13 protein-coding genes are annotated in these 18828 nt (G+C 50.1%); 11 read left to right on the plus strand and 2 right to left on the minus strand.

Annotation, left to right across the window (positions count from 1 at the left end):
- The first annotated feature begins 72 nt into the window (after positions 1-72).
- The 7 genes from BMX58_RS04690 (at position 73) to BMX58_RS04725 (ending at position 8765) form a co-directional block, all read left to right on the plus strand.
- The gene (locus tag BMX58_RS04690; RefSeq protein ID WP_162268610.1) at positions 73-894 is read left to right on the plus strand and encodes a general stress protein; all 822 of its coding nucleotides are present in this window, start codon (positions 73-75) and stop codon (positions 892-894) included.
- A 181-nt stretch (positions 895-1075) separates the two neighbouring features.
- Positions 1076-1912, plus strand: a complete 837-nt coding sequence (recX, locus tag BMX58_RS04695; RefSeq protein ID WP_068622656.1) for a recombination regulator RecX — start codon at positions 1076-1078, stop codon at positions 1910-1912.
- The gene (mutY, locus tag BMX58_RS04700) at positions 1912-3192 is read left to right on the plus strand and encodes an A/G-specific adenine glycosylase (RefSeq protein WP_068622658.1); all 1281 of its coding nucleotides are present in this window, start codon (positions 1912-1914) and stop codon (positions 3190-3192) included. The genes recX and mutY overlap by 1 nt, the downstream gene beginning before the upstream one ends.
- Before the next feature lie 123 nt (positions 3193-3315).
- Positions 3316-3861 carry a nucleoside tri-diphosphate phosphatase gene (ntdP, locus tag BMX58_RS04705; protein WP_068561041.1) on the plus strand — a complete coding sequence of 182 codons (546 nt, stop codon included), beginning with the start codon at positions 3316-3318 and terminating at the stop codon, positions 3859-3861.
- A gap of 183 nt (positions 3862-4044) precedes the next feature.
- Complete coding sequence (locus BMX58_RS04710; protein WP_068622660.1) at positions 4045-5187, plus strand: SGNH/GDSL hydrolase family protein; 1143 nt, start codon at positions 4045-4047, stop codon at positions 5185-5187.
- Positions 5188-5636: 449 nt separating this feature from the next.
- A complete protein-coding gene (gene pulA, locus BMX58_RS04720; RefSeq protein WP_162268611.1) occupies positions 5637-7616 on the plus strand; it encodes a type I pullulanase in 1980 nt (659 codons plus the stop codon).
- A 336-nt stretch (positions 7617-7952) separates the two neighbouring features.
- Positions 7953-8765, plus strand: a complete 813-nt coding sequence (locus BMX58_RS04725; RefSeq protein ID WP_068622662.1) for a Cof-type HAD-IIB family hydrolase — start codon at positions 7953-7955, stop codon at positions 8763-8765.
- A gap of 101 nt (positions 8766-8866) precedes the next feature.
- Here BMX58_RS04725 and BMX58_RS04730 read toward each other — a convergent pair whose 3' ends face one another.
- The gene (locus BMX58_RS04730; RefSeq protein WP_068622663.1) at positions 8867-9964 is read right to left on the minus strand and encodes an FUSC family protein; all 1098 of its coding nucleotides are present in this window, start codon (positions 9962-9964) and stop codon (positions 8867-8869) included.
- A 281-nt stretch (positions 9965-10245) separates the two neighbouring features.
- Here BMX58_RS04730 and perR point away from each other — a divergent pair, with 281 nt between their 5' ends.
- On the plus strand, positions 10246-10734 hold the full coding sequence (gene perR / locus BMX58_RS04735; protein WP_068622664.1) for a peroxide-responsive transcriptional repressor PerR: 489 nt from the start codon (positions 10246-10248) through the stop codon (positions 10732-10734).
- Between the two features lie 251 nt (positions 10735-10985).
- On the opposite strand, the gene proC is transcribed toward perR, so the two are convergent.
- Entirely contained in the window at positions 10986-11804 is an 819-nt protein-coding gene (gene proC, locus BMX58_RS04745) for a pyrroline-5-carboxylate reductase (RefSeq protein ID WP_068622666.1), read from the minus strand.
- Between the two features lie 381 nt (positions 11805-12185).
- On the opposite strand from proC, the gene BMX58_RS04750 reads away from it, so the two are divergent.
- The 3 genes from BMX58_RS04750 to BMX58_RS04760 all read left to right on the plus strand — a co-directional run bounded on the left by BMX58_RS04750 (position 12186) and on the right by BMX58_RS04760 (position 17642).
- Positions 12186-13889 carry a glycoside hydrolase family 13 protein gene (locus tag BMX58_RS04750; RefSeq protein WP_068622667.1) on the plus strand — a complete coding sequence of 568 codons (1704 nt, stop codon included), beginning with the start codon at positions 12186-12188 and terminating at the stop codon, positions 13887-13889.
- 20 nt (positions 13890-13909) lie between these two features.
- Positions 13910-15220: an alpha-amylase family glycosyl hydrolase gene (locus BMX58_RS04755; RefSeq protein WP_068622668.1), complete on the plus strand. Its 1311-nt coding sequence runs from the start codon at positions 13910-13912 to the stop codon at positions 15218-15220.
- A 145-nt stretch (positions 15221-15365) separates the two neighbouring features.
- Positions 15366-17642, plus strand: coding sequence for a glycoside hydrolase family 65 protein (locus BMX58_RS04760; protein ID WP_068622669.1), 2277 nt, complete (start codon positions 15366-15368; stop codon positions 17640-17642).
- The last annotated feature ends 1186 nt before the right edge of the window (positions 17643-18828 follow it).

The raw sequence follows: 18828 nt of genomic DNA on the forward strand, positions 1-18828 counted from the left end.
CGTTTGTGATTCAGGTGGAAGTATTTTACAATGATTGCAAATGACAAAACTTCAGCAATGGGAGGAATCGTAATGGACAAGAGAATCGAAGGTACTTTTGCTAACCAAGAAATGCTTATCGATGAAATCACGCATCTGATCAAGCATGAGGGCTATGCTCCCGAGCAGCTGCTGGTCATCACCCGCAACGGCAAGAGCAATTACATCACGGAGGAGACGGCGGTGCAGGTCATCATCACCGGCGAGGACCGCGAGGAGGATTCTTTGTGGGACAAAATCGTGAAGTTCTTTACGGTCGATCTGGATGAAGAGGAGGAAGAAGCGATTTTCGAGCGCTACGGCATCGATGAGGATACGTACGAACGCTTTGAGGATGCGTTGGATGACGGGGAATTGCTGCTGCTGATCGACGATGCGGCTCCGATCAATGACGAGCATGCCGAATTTATGGTGCGCGATGGCATCCTGCCTGACGAAAAAGTCGTTTCTGCAACGGCAACCGCTGCTGCCACTGCGACAAAACCGGATTGGACATCCGCCGACAGCGAGGAAGCAGGCGATGTGCCGGCCCATTCCATCGAGGCTGCGAAAAAACTTTTCGGCACTGAAGCTGAGCTTGCGACCCCGACTGCGCCTGCCGATGTCACCGACGACATCACCGGTCAGCCGATCGAGGCGGAAGCGGTGGCCGATCCTGCGATGGCCGAAGACAGTCACCATTTGCCGGAACTGCAATTCGACAAAGACGACTCCCTGCCTGAAGCGGCTGAAGAGAAGGAAATGTTTTCCAAGGACCCGTTCGGTGGCGATACGGTTGCTGCGGAAGCCGGCACAGACGCGGATGACATCGATCCGGATTATGACAAGACTGACAAACCGAAACCGGCTCTATGATTGATAAAGAACAGCAATGGCTGCCTCTTGTTTGATTGAGGCAGCCGTTGCTGTTTTTGTTTTTTTGCTGGAGGTCGGCGAGGGCTGCGTGCACGTTAAAAAAAGATTCGAACGTACGTTTTGTCCCTTTTGTCCTTTGCGTGTATAATGACAAGTGAGATTCGCCGAAAGGAAGTAGAAGATGGATCATACAGAAGAGCAGGCTGAAAAATTGCCTGTCGTAACAAAAATAACCGTCCAGAAAAAGCGAAAGGACCGCTTCAATGTCTTCATCGACGGGGAGTATTCCTTTCCGATATCGGAAGCCGTGCTCATCAAAGTCGGCCTGCATAAAGGCATGACGCTCACGAAAGAGCGCAGCGCCGAGATCGAGAAGGAAAATTACGACTACATGGCCTACACGACGGCCGTCAATTACCTGTCCTACAGTCTGCGCAGCGAGAAAGAAGTCCGCAAAAAACTGCATGATGAAGAAATCAGTCCGGATGCGATCGAACGTGCGCTGACGCGATTGCTTGACCAGAATTACGTCAACGACCGCATCTACGGCGAAAGCTACACGCGCACGGCGGCGAACCTGAATCTGAAGGGGCCGCAGCTCATCGCCAATGAGCTGAAAGGCAAAGGCTTGTCGGAGGACGATATCGCCTTTTCTCTGCAACAATATCCGCATGAACTGCAACTCGAAAATGCCCAAACGATCGCCGAGAAGCAGCTCCGCAAACAGTGCCGGGTCTCTTCGCATGAAGCGGCTTCAAAAATCCGTCTGCATCTGCATCAGAAAGGCTATCCATCCGACATCGTGCTGGAAGTCATGGCAGCGATCGAAACCGAAAAAGAGGAAGAGGATGAAATGGCAGCCCTGCGGATGCAAGGCGACAAACTTTGGCGCCGTTACGAGCGCAAAGCGAAAGGCCGCGAATTGCATCAAAAAGTGCGGTCGGGCCTTTACCAAAAAGGTTATCCGGGAGAACTGATCTCCGTTTACATCGAAGCAAAGGAACAGGAAGCAGAATAATGACAACAAATCCGGAACACGAAAAAATATTCAAAGCAGCCGGCATCGAGATGTGGCCGGCGGATAAAATAACAGCTTTCCGCAAAGCCCTATTGGACTGGTACGACAAAGAGAAGCGCGACCTGCCTTGGCGCCGGACGAGCGATCCCTACAGCATTTGGGTATCGGAAATCATGCTGCAGCAGACGCGGGTGGACACGGTGATCCCGTACTACCACAATTTCCTGGACAGATTCCCCGACATCGCAGCCTTGGCGGCGGCGCCGGAAGACGCGATCCTGAAGGCTTGGGAAGGGCTCGGCTATTATTCCCGCGTCAAGAACATGCAGAAAGCTGCCCAGCAGATCGTCGCCGAATACGGGGGTGTCTTTCCGGCAGATCCGCAGGAAATCGCGAAGCTGAAGGGTATCGGTCCCTATACTGCCGGCGCCGTTTCCAGCATCGCCTTCCAGATCCCGGAACCGGCAGTCGACGGCAACGTTATGCGGGTCATGAGCCGGCTGTTCGAAATCGATGCCGATATCGCCAAACCGGCCAGCCGAAAAATTTTTGAAGCGGTCGTGCGCGAACTGATCGATCCGGAGCGGCCTGGCGATTTCAACCAAGCCTTGATGGATCTTGGTTCGAGCATCTGCACGCCGCTCAATCCGCAGCCAGAGATCAGCCCGATCAAAGCGTTCAATGCGGCCTACAAAAACGGAACGATGCACCTATATCCGGTCAAGACGAAAGCGAAAAGGCCTGTACCGATGAATCTGCAGGGCATCATCCTGCAGAACGGGGAGAAGCAGTTCCTGCTGGAGAAGCGCCCGAGCAGCGGACTGCTGGCGGATTTCTGGACGTTTCCTTTGATCCAGCTCGACCTCGATGCGCTTTCCGGTTCAGCGGCGGCTGCCCCGGGACCGCCGGCAGCCATCCAGACGGAGTTGCTGGTCGCCGAGGATTTCCCGAAACTGGCGGAAGCAACCACGAAGGCCGGCAAAACTCCGCCTGCCTTCAGCCAGATCGAAGCCCAACTTTCAGGGGCAGTGGCTGAAAAATACGGATTGAAGCCGGTCTGGCTGAAGGCGGAAACCGGATCGGTCACTCATGTCTTCAGTCATATCAAATGGCAAATCACCGGTTATTACGGGCGGGTGCTGACGGGCGGCGACAGCCGATTGCCGGAACAATGCCGCTGGGTCAGCGAAAATGATTTTGCCGATTATGCCTTCCCGGTGCCCCAGCAAAAAATGTGGCAAAAATTCCAGCAACAGACCCGAAAAGAATTTGGCCTGTAGCGACTAAATTATCGCAATCCATTTCCATTCTATGCTATACTGTTCAATGAACTGAAAGTTGAGGGTTCCGCCGAAATGATTTCCGGCGCGGACTCAAATAGTTGTAGAAAGTTGGGCACCGTGATGCATAATCCTCGGGAGGGAGAATTCATCACCATAAAGAGTTATAAGCATGACGGCAGCCTGCATCGAACGTGGCGTGACACCATGGTATTAAAAACGAGTGACCAGTCCATAATCGGCTGTAATGATCACACCTTAGTAACGGAAGCAGACGGGCGCCGCTGGGTCACCAGAGAGCCTGCATTGTTGTATTACCATAAGCATTATTGGTTCAACATCGTCACCATGATCCGCCAAAAGGGTGTCTCCTACTACTGCAACCTGGCATCGCCTTATGTGATCGACCAGGAGGCACTGAAGTACATCGATTATGATCTGGACATTAAAGTTTTTCCGGATGGTGAAAAACGTTTGCTTGATGTAGATGAGTATGAATTGCATCGCAATCGCATGAATTACCCAAAAGAGATCGATCATATCCTGAAGGAGAACGTGAAGATTTTGGTGAGCTGGATCAACGAAGAAAAAGGTCCTTTTTCCAAAGAATACGTCGACTTATGGTATGAACGGTACTGTCAGCTGTCGCATAATCAGCAAAACTCGTGATGAATCCAAATTATAAAAAACCAGTCGAACGCATTTATCGGCTGGTTTTTTATCTGAATTATTGAAATAGCTGATCGGGACGAAAAAAATACCGTGCAATAACACAACCGTTATACTATGATAAATATATCTGTAATATGGAGTCAATATTTGAAATACGATTAAAATATTGGAGGAATCAGAATGAAAAAAAAGGAAATAGTGCTAGTTTCCATCATGGGTATCCTAACCATTGCCATTGTTCTTTTTGGATATAAATACGCGGCCGGTAAAAAAGAGGCCTTATTGAGAGAAGGGGAAAAACAGACGGAAACAGTTTCTAAAACAGCTTCCTCGCAAGAATCAACTATCGCAGAGAGCGACACATCCGAAGCTTATGCGCAATTCTTGGCCGCTTTTGCCGAGAACAGAAGCAATGCGTCGGTGGTCGACTATCTGCAGTATGTTCATCATCATACGAAAGAGGTCAACGTCGCCTTCTTCGGTGATGTCGCAGCCGATGCGGCTTGGGCCAAGTCTGTCATTGCCGGTATCCAGGCCGATTATCCGCTTGAGAATCTGACGACATCGTTTTTCAGCCATCCGTCAGACAGCAGCTCGGTTTATCTGAGCAGCCAATATGCTCAGGAAATGGCCGCAAGCAGTCCGGATGTGATTTTTTTCAGCATTCCGGCGAAGACCGATCAGGTTGTTGACATCAGTTTGGTCGAATCGACGCAAAACATCTACGCGGTTTATGATGAAATCAGAGCTGCCTTGCCTGATGCCTTGATTGTTTTGGTGACGCCGCCTCCTTCCGCCGCAAAAGTGGCAGATTGGAATTCCCGTTCCTTGGATTATCGGAACTATACCAACAATCTGGTGGAAGAAAACGCCGCCTTCGCGGTTCCTTTATACGATCTGCATGCGGATTTTCTTGCTGAATTGACGAACCGCAGCGAATCGGCGTCAAACTTTATGGATGCAGCCGGTCTGGAATTGAATGAGGCTGGACAGCAACTTTACGGTGAGCTGTTTGCCGCCAGTTTGCGCACAAAAATGATCGATACATCGGCGGGTCTGTATGTGGAAGGCGAAAAACCTGCCAGCACGCCGATCGCACCAACCTTGACGGTGCCTGAAGTCCCTGCCGCGGCAATCGAAGAGACTGTCAGCGAAGAGCCGGTGTATGAAGAGCCGGTTTATGAAGAGCCCACATACGTTGCGCCGACTTATACTGCACCTGCAGCAGATGATACATCAGTCGCAACACCAGACCCTACAGCGACTGATATTACCGCCAACGATACTGCGACAAATGCAACAGGAACTGAAATTGACCAGTAGGCATTTGCTGGACATTAAGTTTGGATAGCATGCTGATGGGATGTTCTAATCAGATTCTCACATGGGATTCACCAAAAAATGAAGCTGGCATTTACCGGATTGTTCGGTAAATGCCAGCTTTTTTAGCGCATCAATCATTTTTGCAGACGCATAACAGTGAATGGGCCAATCGGTCTGGATTTTCATTTCACAAACTTTCCGTCCGTCGGGAACACAAAAAACATTATTGGTCTACTTATTAATAAGCTCTTCCGAATATTGATATTATTGGATTTCTGGTGTATAATGATTGCGTAAACATGAAATGTAAGCGTTTTGAACAAAGGCGTTCTGTGTAGGTCCAAGAGAAAATATTTCACAAATTGACTCGCGAGTTTGGGATAAGCCACATGATAGCCATCCATGCAAACGCACTTTCAACAGAACAGAGATTTTTCGGAGGTAATGTCATGTACATACAAGTTGATGAACGGAAACGGACTGACGTTCTATCGACTACTTATTATCAATATGACTTGGATAATTTAGAAAATCGATTAGAGCAGTTTGTACAGTCACCCGTTTTTGATAAAAAGTATTCGTTCGAAGGAGAATTGGGAGCAATCTATACGCCGCAGCGGACTATTCTGCGGCTATGGGCTCCGACTGCGCTCAGCGTTGAAGTGATTGTTTATGAAAGTCTGTACCGCAAAGAGAAGAAAAGGCACATGATGGGGAAAGGTGGAAGAGGGACTCACGAACTCATTATGATTGGGGACTATGCGGGAACTGCCTACAAATACGCCATTACATTTCCGGATGGCAAAGTTGTTGAAACAGTTGATCCCTATAGCTATGCGACAACCGCAAACGGAGAGCGCTCCGTCATTTTGGATGCAGTAAACACGAATCCTGAAAGATGGGGAGCCCGATTGGAGCCGATCGCTTCACCAGTCGACGCCATTATTTATGAATTACATATTCGTGATTTCACGATTTCCCCGACGAGCGGTGTCACTAACAAAGGCAAATTCCTGGGTGTAGTCGAGCAGGGAACCTTATCGGCGGATGGCGATAAGACAGGGCTGGATTACCTGAAAGAATTGGGCGTGACACATGTCCAGTTTTTGCCGATGGCCGATTTTTACACAGTCAATGAGCTGAAACCTTTGGAACAATACAACTGGGGTTATGACCCGCAGAACTTCAATGTGCCGGAAGGCTCCTACGCGACCAATCCTTATCAACCGGAAGTTCGTATCCTCGAAATGAAGGAAATGATCCAAGGTTTGCACGATGCGGGAATCCGCGTCATCATGGATGTCGTTTACAATCATGTTTATTTACCGAAACTGCATGCATTGGAAAAAACGGTGCCTGGTTATTATTTCCGCAAAAATGCTGATGGGACGCTCTCCAACGGGACCGGCGTCGGCAACGACACGGCTTCTGAACGCTATATGATGCGCAAATACATCATCGATAGCATCACCTATTGGGCGAAGAATTTCCATTTGGACGGATTCCGCTTCGATCTGATGGGGATCCATGACATCGAAACGATGAACGAAATCCGTATCGCTTTGGATGCGATCGATCCTTCCATCATCATGCTTGGTGAGGGTTGGAACCTGAACACCAATCTGCCTCCTTCCGAAAAGGCTGTCCAACAGAATGCGGACCGCATGCCCGGTGTGGCTCATTTCAATGATGCTCTGCGTGAAGCAATCAAGGGTTCCGACTTCGAAAGCGGGACCGATACCGGTTTTGTCACCGGGAAACCGTTCATGGAAGGGTGGGTCGCCACCAATCTGCAGGGGGGTGCGTATTATCCCGCCAGCCGGGGCAACTACATAAATCCCGCTCAGATGGTCCAGTACGTGGAGGCGCACGATAATCTGACGCTTTATGACAAATTGAAGATTTCGCTGCCATGGGATGAGGAAGAGTCCCGTATGCGGCGCCATCTTTTGGCAAGCAGCTTCGTTTTGTTGAGCCAAGGCATTCCGTTCATCCATGCGGGGCAAGAATTTATGCGGACAAAGAACGGGCTGGAGAACAGCTACAATGCGCCCGATTCGGTCAACCGCATGGATTGGCACCGCCGTTCCGAAATGAAACCGGCTGTGGATTACATGAAAGGCTTGATCGCATTGCGCAAACAGGAGCCGTTATTCCGGTTGCGGACCATCGAGGAAGTCAAGGAACACATGAATATCCTGAAAGCCGATTACCAGATTGTTGTCTATCAGCTGGAGGATAAAGGAAAACTCTATTACGTCATCTTCAATGGCCAAACAAACGCCATCGATTTTGAGGTGGAAAGCGGGGATTACCGGGTGTTGATCGAGGACGGAACGGCGAGTCTGGCTGAACCGAGACTTGCTGAAGGGATATCCCGCATCCGGGTGGAAAACCTCTCCGTCACGGTGCTTGTGAAGGATAAATGATGTTAGTCCGGGCGGTCGTCTCATTTGAGACGACCGTTTTTGGGTGCGGATGAAGCGGCAGGAGCGGAACTCCGGTGAGGGAGGCTTGGCCGGAGGAGAGTAATCGAAGCTGCGCCCTCCTCCGGCCAGCGGGTGTTGCCCGGAGAAGGGCCGACGTATCCGTGTTTTTCGCCGGCCAGTCACCGTTTGGCCGGAGTTTGTGGACAGGAGACCGTTCCGGTGCCGTCCTTTCAATATTTTTCATTCCAGCCGGAGCAAGGTAATCTCATCCCGCAGCATTTTTTGGTACAATGTACGGAGAAAGAGATTTAAAGCTGATGACGAGGTGGGACACAGATGATAAAAATGATAGCGATCGATATTGACGGTACTTTGGTCAATGGCCAGAAGGTGATGACACCAAAAGTGAAAGAGACGATCCAGGAGGCGATGCGCCGCGGCATCAAAATCGTGCTTTGCACCGGGCGTCCACCTGCAGGGATCAAGCCCTACGCGGATGAATTGGGGTTCGGCGAGCATGAGGATTACATCATCGCGCAGAACGGAGCCTACATTCTGCGGGCGGATACGGACGAAACGGTCTACAAAAAGACGCTGACGCTTGCGGAAGTGCAGGAAATTTATGAATTCGGGAAAGGTTTTTCAGCCGGTACGCTGTTGGTGGGAGAGCACCATTACTACAGCTTGGAGGATACGGTGACGGAAGAAATGCAGAAGGATGCTGCCATCGTCAACATGGATATCAGCGTAATGGATCCCAAGGAAATCAACGAAGAGCTGGGTTTGATGAAGATCCTTTACATCGGTGAACCGAACGAGGTGGATGTCATCGATTCGGCCATTCCGGACAAAATGCGCGACGATTTCTACATCGTCCGCAGCCAGGATTTTTTGGTCGAAGTGATGGAGAAGAGTTCGAATAAGGGCACAGCCTTGAGGAAATTGGCGGACCATCTGGGGATTGCGATGGAGGAAGTGATGGCGCTGGGCGACGGCGAGAATGATTACGAAATGATCCAAGTTGCCGGTCTGGGTGTCGTGATGTCGAACGGGACCGATAACCTGAAGAGCATCGCGAACGAAATCACCTTATCAAACGAAGAAGACGGCGTGGCCCATGCGATCGAAAGATGGGCTTTCCAAAACTAGGCTCAAGAGAGACTGCGAAAATATAAAAGCAAGGGAAGCAAGCGACCGAGAACCGTCTCTGGCCGCTTGCTTCCCTTCTGTTTTTTTGATGAATCGGGAAATTAATGGATGATGTCTTCGATGTTGTTGATGTTTTTGGATTTGTTGCCCGGCGTTGCTTTGTAGCTGCGGACCAGCTTGTTGAAGTGGACCAGATCGTCTTCGTAGGCCAGGATTGCACTCATCAGATGAATGATGCCGTAACTTTCGGAACTGCTGTATTTGCCGAAGTCACTCTCTTCCTGGGCCCGCTGGAAAAAGACGTCCATCAGTTTGTGGCGTTCATCCTTGTTTGCTTCGAAGAAATTGACTTGATTGGCGGGAACGCGTCCGCTGAACTTCAGCATGATCTGCTCATGTCCGCTCATCAAGGTTTCCAGCCGCTCGCGGATCATGATGCGCATTTCGCCAGGGAACTGATAGAAAACATTTTCGTAATCATGCAGGACTTCGAGAACGTGGAAGGCAGAGCGGGTCGTCTGGATCATTTTCCGGTAGACGACGAGCATTTTTTTGTTTTGGTATTTCTTTTGTTTGTTGAACAAGCCGCTCTCGGTCAGATACTGGTAGAGGTTGTCCATTTTTTTGAGCTGTGAACGCGCCCATTTCAGGTCGTTGTTCATGATGGAATATTCGGTGTTCTTGCGCAAGCCGGCCCGGATCCAGATCAGAAACTCGGTAGTGGCATAGTCCACCGTGTGGTACAGCCGTTCATCATAGCGTGGCGGTGCGATGAAGGTATTGACCAAAAATGCGATGATGACGCCGACGAATGTTTCCAACACGCGGTAGGTGGCACTCAACAGCAGGTTGTCTGCCGTGCCGACCATGATGACGATCAATGTCACGATCGACAACCCGATCACGTCCTCGAGCTTGAGTGCGTTGAGGATGGCGATCAACAGCATGACCGAAATGCCGAGCAGATAGATGTTGTACCCCAGAGTCATGACGACGAAGACAGCGACCAAGCCACCGATCGTATTGGCCATGATCCGGCTTTTCAGGTTGGCATAGGAACGGCCAAGGGAAGGTTGGGTGGAATAGATGGCAGCGATGCCGGCGATGACGCCTCCTCCCTCGAACCCGAAGTATTGGGCGACAATCATTGATAATGCGACGGCGAGACCCGTTTTAAAGGTGCGGGCGCCAAGTTTCATATAAGTTCAGCTCCATGTCGATAAATGATATAAAAACAGTGATGCATGTTAAGGATATACTAATCACACGGCCGTGTAAAGATTGACAGAATCGTTGCCGGACAAGTTTTGCGGTGGATTCGTTTCCATCTGCGGACGGACGATAAAAAGCAAGGATTATTTTGTGGATGTTAAGGGCTTTTGTATTGCTATTTTCGGAAAATCGATATATGATGAACTCAGCTAAATGTAAATTATAATGACTATCATATACAAGTTATTCCGAAGAGGGGGGATACGCAATGCACCACGCAATCGTCAATGATTCAATCGAAAAAATGAAAAATTCAAATATCCGGATCACGCCGCAACGTTACGCGATTCTGGAATATTTGGTCGAGTCGAAGATGCATCCGACGGCGGATGATATCTACAAAGCTTTGGCGGATCGCTTTCCGAACATGAGCGCAGCTACTGTTTACAATAATTTGCGGCTCTTTGTGAAAATTGGCTTTGTGAAGGAACTGGCTTACGGCGATGCTTCCAGCCGTTTTGACTTCAGCAATACGCAGCATTATCACGCCATCTGCGAAAGTTGCGGGAAAATCGTCGATCTTTATTATCCGGTATTGGATGATGTCGAGATGGTCGCCGAGAATTTGACCGGATTCCAAGTCAGCCAACACCGTATGGAAGTGTACGGTATCTGTCCTGAATGCCAGGAAAAAGGCATCCAAAAAGAAGACATCGGTGACGGAGCCGCTGCTGGCGGGCATCACCACCATCATTAACGAGTATTCGCTCTTCCCCCGAGCTTGCGGGGAAGGGCTTTTTGCTGCCAAAAGAAGGGGACTGTATGAAAATGGGCTTTGCGCTCAGAGATTCCCCGCCAAATTCTTATTGGCGGGGAGGAGCGCTTGCTGACAACACGAGATTCCCCGTCAAAACCATGTTGGCGGGGAATTCCGCCATCTTACCACCGAACCAAAAAGAGGAGAGGGCTGGGACAAAACCCGCCCTCTCCTCTTTTTTTTGAACAGGTTCAGTTTCCTTTTGGACTGCTCATTTGGATGGATTTGTCGATGGTCGTCTGGACTGCCGAAATGACAGCGGACCTGAACCCGTGTTTTTCCAGTTCGGCAACGGCATCGATTGTCGTTCCGCCCGGGGAGCAGACCATATCTTTGAGTTCGCCGGGGTGTTTGCCTGTTTCCAGCACCATTTTTGCGGATCCCAGCACAGCTTGAGCCGCAAATTTGTAGGCTTGCTGGCGCGGCATGCCGCCGCGGACAGCGCCATCCGCCAAAGACTCGATGAACATGAAGACCAAGGCAGGGGACGAACCGCTGACGCCGGTCACCGCATCCATCATGTATTCCGAAACCATCTCGCTGCGGCCGAAGCTGTCGAAGATATTTTTGACGTCCGTCAGTTCCGCGACGTTCACCAATTCGTTCGCGCAGATACCGGTCATGCCTTCGCCGACCAAAGCAGGCGTGTTCGGCATGGCGCGGACCACTTTCAATTTGCGACCGAAGCGCTCTTCGATGTCCAGCAAACTTTTGCCGGCTGCGATGGTGACGATGACGACGTTCGCTTTGATGGCCGTTTTGATTTCGTCAATGACGACATTGTAGACATTCGGTTTGACGGCCAAGAAGAGTATGTCCGATTCGGCAGCCACCTTTTTGTTCTCGGCTGTGATGCGGATGTCGTATTGATTCTTCAGGGCTTGCAGGCTTCCGTTATCTTGGCTGGATGCGATGACTTGGTTTGGTGCCACGAGCGCAGACCCGACAAGCCCGCCGATGATGGCGCCGCCCATGTTGCCGCTGCCGATGAATCCGATTGTTTTTTTCATGAATAAGCACTCCTTTTGGATGATGAGTAAGTTTGTATGATTGCCTTAATTTTAACATTATACCAAGGAAAAGGAAAAACAGTACAGAAAAGATGTTGCTCCAACGCACGGGTGTTTGAGCGCGAATTGTCCTGGATCTTGCAGCCGCAGTGCATCCCGCGTGTCCTGAAATTTGTGTTTGTCCGGTCCTTTGGGTAAGCTTAGGGTATAGGTAATCTTACAACCAATAATGATGACTAGCTTCACGGGTTAGCCCTTCGGAAATTAGACAAATCGGCCCTATTGCGCTCTACGATGCTCAGCCGGACTGATTTCCTGAATTTCTTTCAGAGCTGAGCGAACCCGTTCAGCTTTTCGCATCGGAAAAGTGAGGTTTTTGATATGGGAAATGTGCGTGAGTGGTGGCATGGTTTGATTGTGTATCAAGTGTACCCGATGAGTTTTCAGGATTCCGACGGGGACGGTGTCGGGGATATCCGCGGCGTCATCGACCGGTTGGAGTATATCCAAAACTTGGGGGTCAATATGATTTGGCTGAATCCGATTTTCAAATCGCCGAAAGTCGACAATGGCTATGACATTTCCGATTTTCTCGAAATCGATCCGATTTTCGGGACGATGGCGGAAGTGGAAGAACTGATTTTGGAGGCCCACAAACGCGGAATCAAAGTCATCTTTGATTTTGTGATGAACCATACTTCGGATCAGCATCCGTGGTTCCAGGAAGCTTTGAAGGGGAAGGGCAGTCCGTACCGCGACTATTACATCTGGGCGGACGGCAAAAACGGCGGGAAGGATCTGCCGAACAACTGGGAATCCTTTTTCACAGGCACGGTTTGGGAAAAGGAACCGTCCGGTGAGCAGTATTATTTCCATCTGTTTGCGAAGGAGATGCCCGATCTGAATTGGGCCAATCCGGAAGTGCGGCGCGCGATGGTCGATATCGCCTTTTTCTGGCTGGACAAGGGAGTCGACGGGTTCCGTTTGGATGCTTTCATCCATCTGCAGAAGGAAGAGGGTTTTCCGGATGTGGGAGGGCTGGGCGAAGGGGAAATCGGCCTGGCCGAAAAATACTATGCCAATCTGCCCAAGATCAATGAATACATGAAATTCTTCACCTCGACTTTGCGGGAACGCTATCCGGACACTTTCATCGTAGGCGAAGCGGCCTCGGCCACTGTCGAGTTGGCGCGTTCCTACACGGATCCGATCGTCGGCGGCTGCGATACGGTCATCACTTTCCGTTATTTCACGATGGATGAAAAATCCAAGGATCCGCGGCTTTCCTCAAACATGCAGAAGACAAAACTGCTGTACGGCGCCTTCAAGAAAAATCTTCAGGAGTGGCAGCAAGCCATGGCGGATGTCGGCGGACCGACACTCTATTGGAACAACCACGATATGGCTCGGGTCGTTTCCCGGATCGGGGACGACAGTACACACCGCGATAACAGCGCAAAAATGCTGGCGGCGTTGATGTATCTCCAAAAAGGCATCCCCTTCATCCTGAACGGGGAAGAGCTGGGGATGAAGAACCTTTATCTGAACGACATCAGAGATTTCAAATCGCCGGAAGCGCAGACGTTCTATAAGGAGGCGCTGGCGTTGGGGTACAGTGTGGAAGCCGCGCTGTACAATCTGCGGGAAAGTTCCAAGGATGCCAGCCGGGGGGCGATGCAGTGGGACGATTCGGCTTACGCCGGTTTTTCGACGGTTGCGCCTTGGAGCGGAGTCAATGTCGAAGCGGAATACAATGTGGCGGCAGAAGAGGCCGATCCGGGAAGCATCCTGCATTTTTACCGCAAAGTGTTGAATCTGAAGAAGACGGATCTGTTCGTCGAAGGCGACTACCGCCTCTGGGCCACGCATGACGACTTCTTTGTCTATGAGCGCGTGATCGACAAACAAGTCGGTCTGGTCATCTGCAACGTCACGGATCAGCCGAAGGAATTCGTGCTTCCGCTCTTGGGACAGCACGGCTACCGCCAGCTCCTTTTGCAGAATGAAGGGAACAGGCTGGAAGGGGAGACGTTGTATCTGGCGCCTTACGGGGCGGCCGTTTTCCAGACCGTCTACAATAGCTGAACCAATTAAGGAGGATGCTTATGGCAAAAGACACATCTTTGAACTTACGGAATCAAATCATCTATTGCATTTACGTGCGCAACCACACACCGGAAGGGACTTTCAGCGCCATCATTCCGGATCTGCAGCGGATAAAGGGTTTGGGAGCGGACATCATCTGGTTCATGCCGATCCATCCGATCGGCGAAACGAAGCGCAAAGGGATGGAAGGCAGCCCCTACGCTATCAGGGACTACCGCACGGTCAATCCGGCCTACGGAACAATGGACGACTTCAAGGCATTGGCTTCGGCAATCCGTGATTTGGGCATGAAGGTGATGATCGATGTCGTCTATAACCACACCTCGCCGGATTCGCGGCTCGTCGAACAGCATCCCGAGTGGTTCTATCGCCGGTCAAACGGGGAAATGGGCAACAAAGTCGGCGAGTGGTACGATATCGTCGACTTGGATTACAGCCATCCGGATTTGTGGGCTTATCAGATCGAATCGCTGAAGCTGTGGGCAACAATCGTGGACGGGTTCCGCTGCGATGTGGCGAGCCTCGTTCCGGTGGATTTCTGGGTGCGCGCCAGGAAAGAAGTCGCAGAAGTGAAAGAGGGCGTCATCTGGCTGGCCGAGTCGGTCCATCCGAGTTTTTTGCGGCAGAACCGGGACCGCGGCAATGTCGGCCATTCCGACGGCGAATTGTACGAAGCCTTCGACATCACCTACGACTACGATGTGCACGATTTTCAGCAGGCTTACTTCTGGGGAGAAATCAGCCTGAAAACGTATCTGGATGTCCTCTTGTTCCAGGACGGCATCTATCCGCTGAATTACGTTAAGCTGCGTTTCCTGGAAAACCACGATCATCCGCGCATCCGTTCGAAGATCGAAGACCTCATCAGGTTGCGTAATTGGACCGCCTTCACTTACTTCCAGAAAGGGACGCTGCTGCTTTACGGTGGACAAGAGACCGGCACTGCGCAACTGCCGGATCTGTTCGAAAAGGATCCGATCGACTGGAGCCACGACGAGGATTTGACGCTTCTGTTGCAACGGCTGCAGCGATTCAAAAGGGAAGCGGCCGTCCGGGAAGGGAGTTACCACCTGAAGGCAGCCCCCGGATCGGAAACGGTCATCGGCTCTTACCGCCTCGGGAATGAGAGGTTGACAGGCATCTTCAGCCTGGACGGGAAAGCGGCCAACGTTGCTGTCGATTTGCCGGATGGTGTCTATCGTAATTTATTGGATGAGCAGGAATACCAAGTCGGGGAAGGCATGCTGCAAACGCGAACCTTGCCGATCCTGATCAAGAGCTATGGGGAAGCGCTGCTTATGGAAACTTGAAAGAGCGCAGGAATTATTGCTGCTCAAGGCATGATTACGCTTGCATTGAGGCGGTCAAAATTGGGATAATGGAGTCATCAAAACAATCATCCTGATGCAGATTTCGCGAAAAAGCGGCATCTGCTCTCGGAAAGAGGGGCTGTGCATGAAAAGACTGTTCGCTATCGATCCATGGAAATTAAAGATGGATGCATTGAATAAAGAAGAGAAGCGATTGCAGGAAAGTTTGACTTCGATCGGCAATGGTTATATGGGGATGCGCGGCAATTTTGAGGAGGGCTACTCGGGCGATACCCATGAAGGCACCTACTTGGCGGGCGTCTGGTATCCCGACAAGACGCGGGTCGGCTGGTGGAAGAACGGCTATCCTGAATATTTCGGGAAGGTCATCAATGCCATGAATTTCATTGCTGTCGGAATCCTTATCGATGGAGAGCCGCTCGATTTGGCGAAGCAAACAGTCGCGGATTTTCGCATGGAGTTGGACATGCGCCGGGGCGTGCTGGACCGCAGCTTTATCTGGAAAAACGAAGATGCTGCGGAAGTCAAATTCACTTTCCAACGCTTCGTCAGCATCGCCCAAAAAGAATTATGCCTCGTGCGGGTAACGGCAGAAGTGCTGAAAGGATCTGTCGACCTGGAAGTCCATCCGCGGCTGGACGGCAATGTGACGAATGAAGATGCGAATTATGAGGAGATATTCTGGGAAGAAGCGGGACGCACGCTGGATGCACCTGTCAGCTTGAGCGCCAAAACGATTCCGAATCCGTTCGGGGTCGAGCAGTTCACGGTCACTGCCGCCATGAGCAACCGTCTCTCGGGTTTGGGCCAAACCGGCAGCAACGAAAGCGGCCTATTAGTAGAAGAAACTTTTTCCGGCATTGTTTCCGCAGGCCAAAAAGCGGTATTGGACAAGCATGTCGCTGTCATCACCAGCCGCGACATACCGGATGCCGAGCAAGCGTTCTTCGCCAAGAAACTGGCCGATGAAGCCGCAGAGACTGGCTACGCTGCGTTGCTGGCTGCGCATGAACGCGCTTGGGAAGAGCGATGGACGAAAGCGGACGTGCAGATACTGGGGGATGATGAAGCCCAGCAAGGGATCCGCTTCAATCTTTTCCAACTTTTCTCCACCTATTACGGCGAAGATGAACGCCTGAACATCGGCCCGAAAGGCTTCACCGGCGAAAAATACGGCGGCGCCACCTATTGGGACACCGAGGCGTTCATGGTGCCGATGTACCTTTCCGTCGCCGAGCCGAGAATCACCCGCCAATTGTTGCGCTACCGCCATCAACAGTTGACGGGTGCTTATCACAATGCACGTCAGCAAGGGCTAAAGGGGGCTTTGTACCCGATGGTGACCTTCACCGGAATCGAATGCCACAACGAGTGGGAAATCACTTTCGAAGAAATCCACCGCAATGGGGCGATCGCCTATGCCATCTACAACTACACAAATTATACCGGCGATGAGAGCTATCTCGTCGAGACGGGGATCGATGTCCTGATCGGCATCTCCAGGTTCTGGGCGGATCGTGTCCATTTTTCGAAGCGCAAGCAAAAATACATGATCCATGGCGTGACCGGACCGAACGAGTACGAAAACAACGTCAACAACAATTACCATACCAACAATATGGCAACGTGGACGCTGCAATACACATTGGATGCGCTCAAGAAAGTGTCCACGGAGAAATGGGCAGAGCATAACCTGATGGAAGCCGAAACAGCGCACTGGAAAGATATCATTGCCCGGATGTATTATCCATATGATGAGGAACTGGGCGTTTTTGTCCAGCATGATACGTTCCTGGACAAAGACCTTCGTCCCGCCGATTCGTTGGATCCGAGCGAAAGGCCTCTGAACCAAAACTGGTCATGGGATAAAATCTTGCGTTCTCCGTTCATCAAACAGGCGGATGTCCTGCAAAGCATCTTCTTCCTGAACGACAGATACACCTTGGAAGAAAAGCGACGCAATTTTGATTTCTATGAACCGATGACTGTGCACGAATCCTCCTTATCGCCATCTGTGCATGCTGTCCTGGCGGCGGAGCTCGGCAAGGAAGAGAAGGCGGTGGAGTTGTATTCGCGCACTGCAAGGTTGGATCTGGACAACTATAACAATGATACGGATGACGGCCTCCACATCACTTCGATGAGCGGAGCCTGGTTGGCCATTGTGCAAGGGTTCGCCGGAATGCGTGTGAAAGAGGGTATCCTACACTTCAAACCGTTCGTTCCGAAAGAGTGGCTAGGATACGATTTCAAAATCAATTTCCGTGGCAGTCTGCTTGCTGTCAAAGTGAACGGTGGGGAAGTGGCTCTCACGGTTGAGGCAGGGCCTGCACGTGCTGTTTGCTTATATGATGAATGGGTGCAAGTGGAAAAGAATGCCGTCATCAAGATGAAGGTGTGAGGGAACTGCTGAAATGCTTCCCTTAAAAAGGCCGGACACTTGGATGAAAGCATAAAAATTCGAAAAAATTTTTTAACAAAAAAGGATATTCCGCTTGTAAAGCAAACGCTTTCATGTTATCATTACAGTGTAAAGAAGGAAGGGGATATAACCCGAAAGGTTGTATCAAATGAATTCTTTACATAGAACCGATTGAAGTTCTTGCAGTTTATGGTTTTAATTTCATTCATGATCGAGTAGAGACTTTAAGTACAGATCCGAAAAATCTAGAAAAGATTCAACATGACAGATTGAATGAAAAAATGACGTAGCAGCAGAAAAAGATTTAGATTAGCTTGAAAAACTAAGAAAAATTGATTTAACCTGTGAAGTTAAAACCGTAATAGGATGGATAAAGGTTCAGAAGTGGGAAACATTTTAGGCGAGTAAACCTAAAGTGTTATCTCAAAGAAGATTCATGTTTAAATGTGAGCGGCGAGATGCCCCGTTTAAATGTTTGATGAATCTTCAGTTATACAACTTCATATTGTGGCCATGTTCCTCATTCAGTGGAAAAGAAGTCCGGAAGTTTGTAAGACTCACATGAACGAAGATCATGTAAACGAACGTTAACTTTAAAAGCCAACGGGAGCAGAAGTGTTGGCGGATAAATTACAGGAACAAGTGCTGCAAGCATGAAGTGAGGCAACCTCGAAGTTGGAGGTTGCCTCTTTAATTTTTGCCGGTTCTTCAGGATCCTATCAGGAAAATACGGTACATGGACTCCTTTTTTTGAAAAAAGACCGATTTACCAAGGGAACAAGGAATCCATAAGGATGCTGATGCACAGCTGTTGACAGGGCTTACATTTTTGTGGTAAAGTTGAGTTCCTCGGTAATCCGATGCGTTTTGTTTTGAATTTTGTTTGACACGATAACGGAATGATGTTAGTATTATGAAGTTGTCTTTTGTAAGACCACATCAGGATAAGATTGGTTGTTGACAGCAAGATGAAACGATGTTATCATATAAAAGTTGCTGATTCAGCAAAGCGACAGTCTGAAATTTATTTCTAAAAACTGTTGACAAGCGTGGACGGCCGTGATAATATGAATAAGCTATCACGTAACGAGTGATAACGATTGACCTTTGAAAACTGAACAAAGAATGAATGAACCAAATGTGCAGGGAGCTTCGATTTCGGTCG

Source organism: Trichococcus ilyis, assembly GCF_900109135.1.
Classification (GTDB): domain Bacteria; phylum Bacillota; class Bacilli; order Lactobacillales; family Aerococcaceae; genus Trichococcus; species Trichococcus ilyis.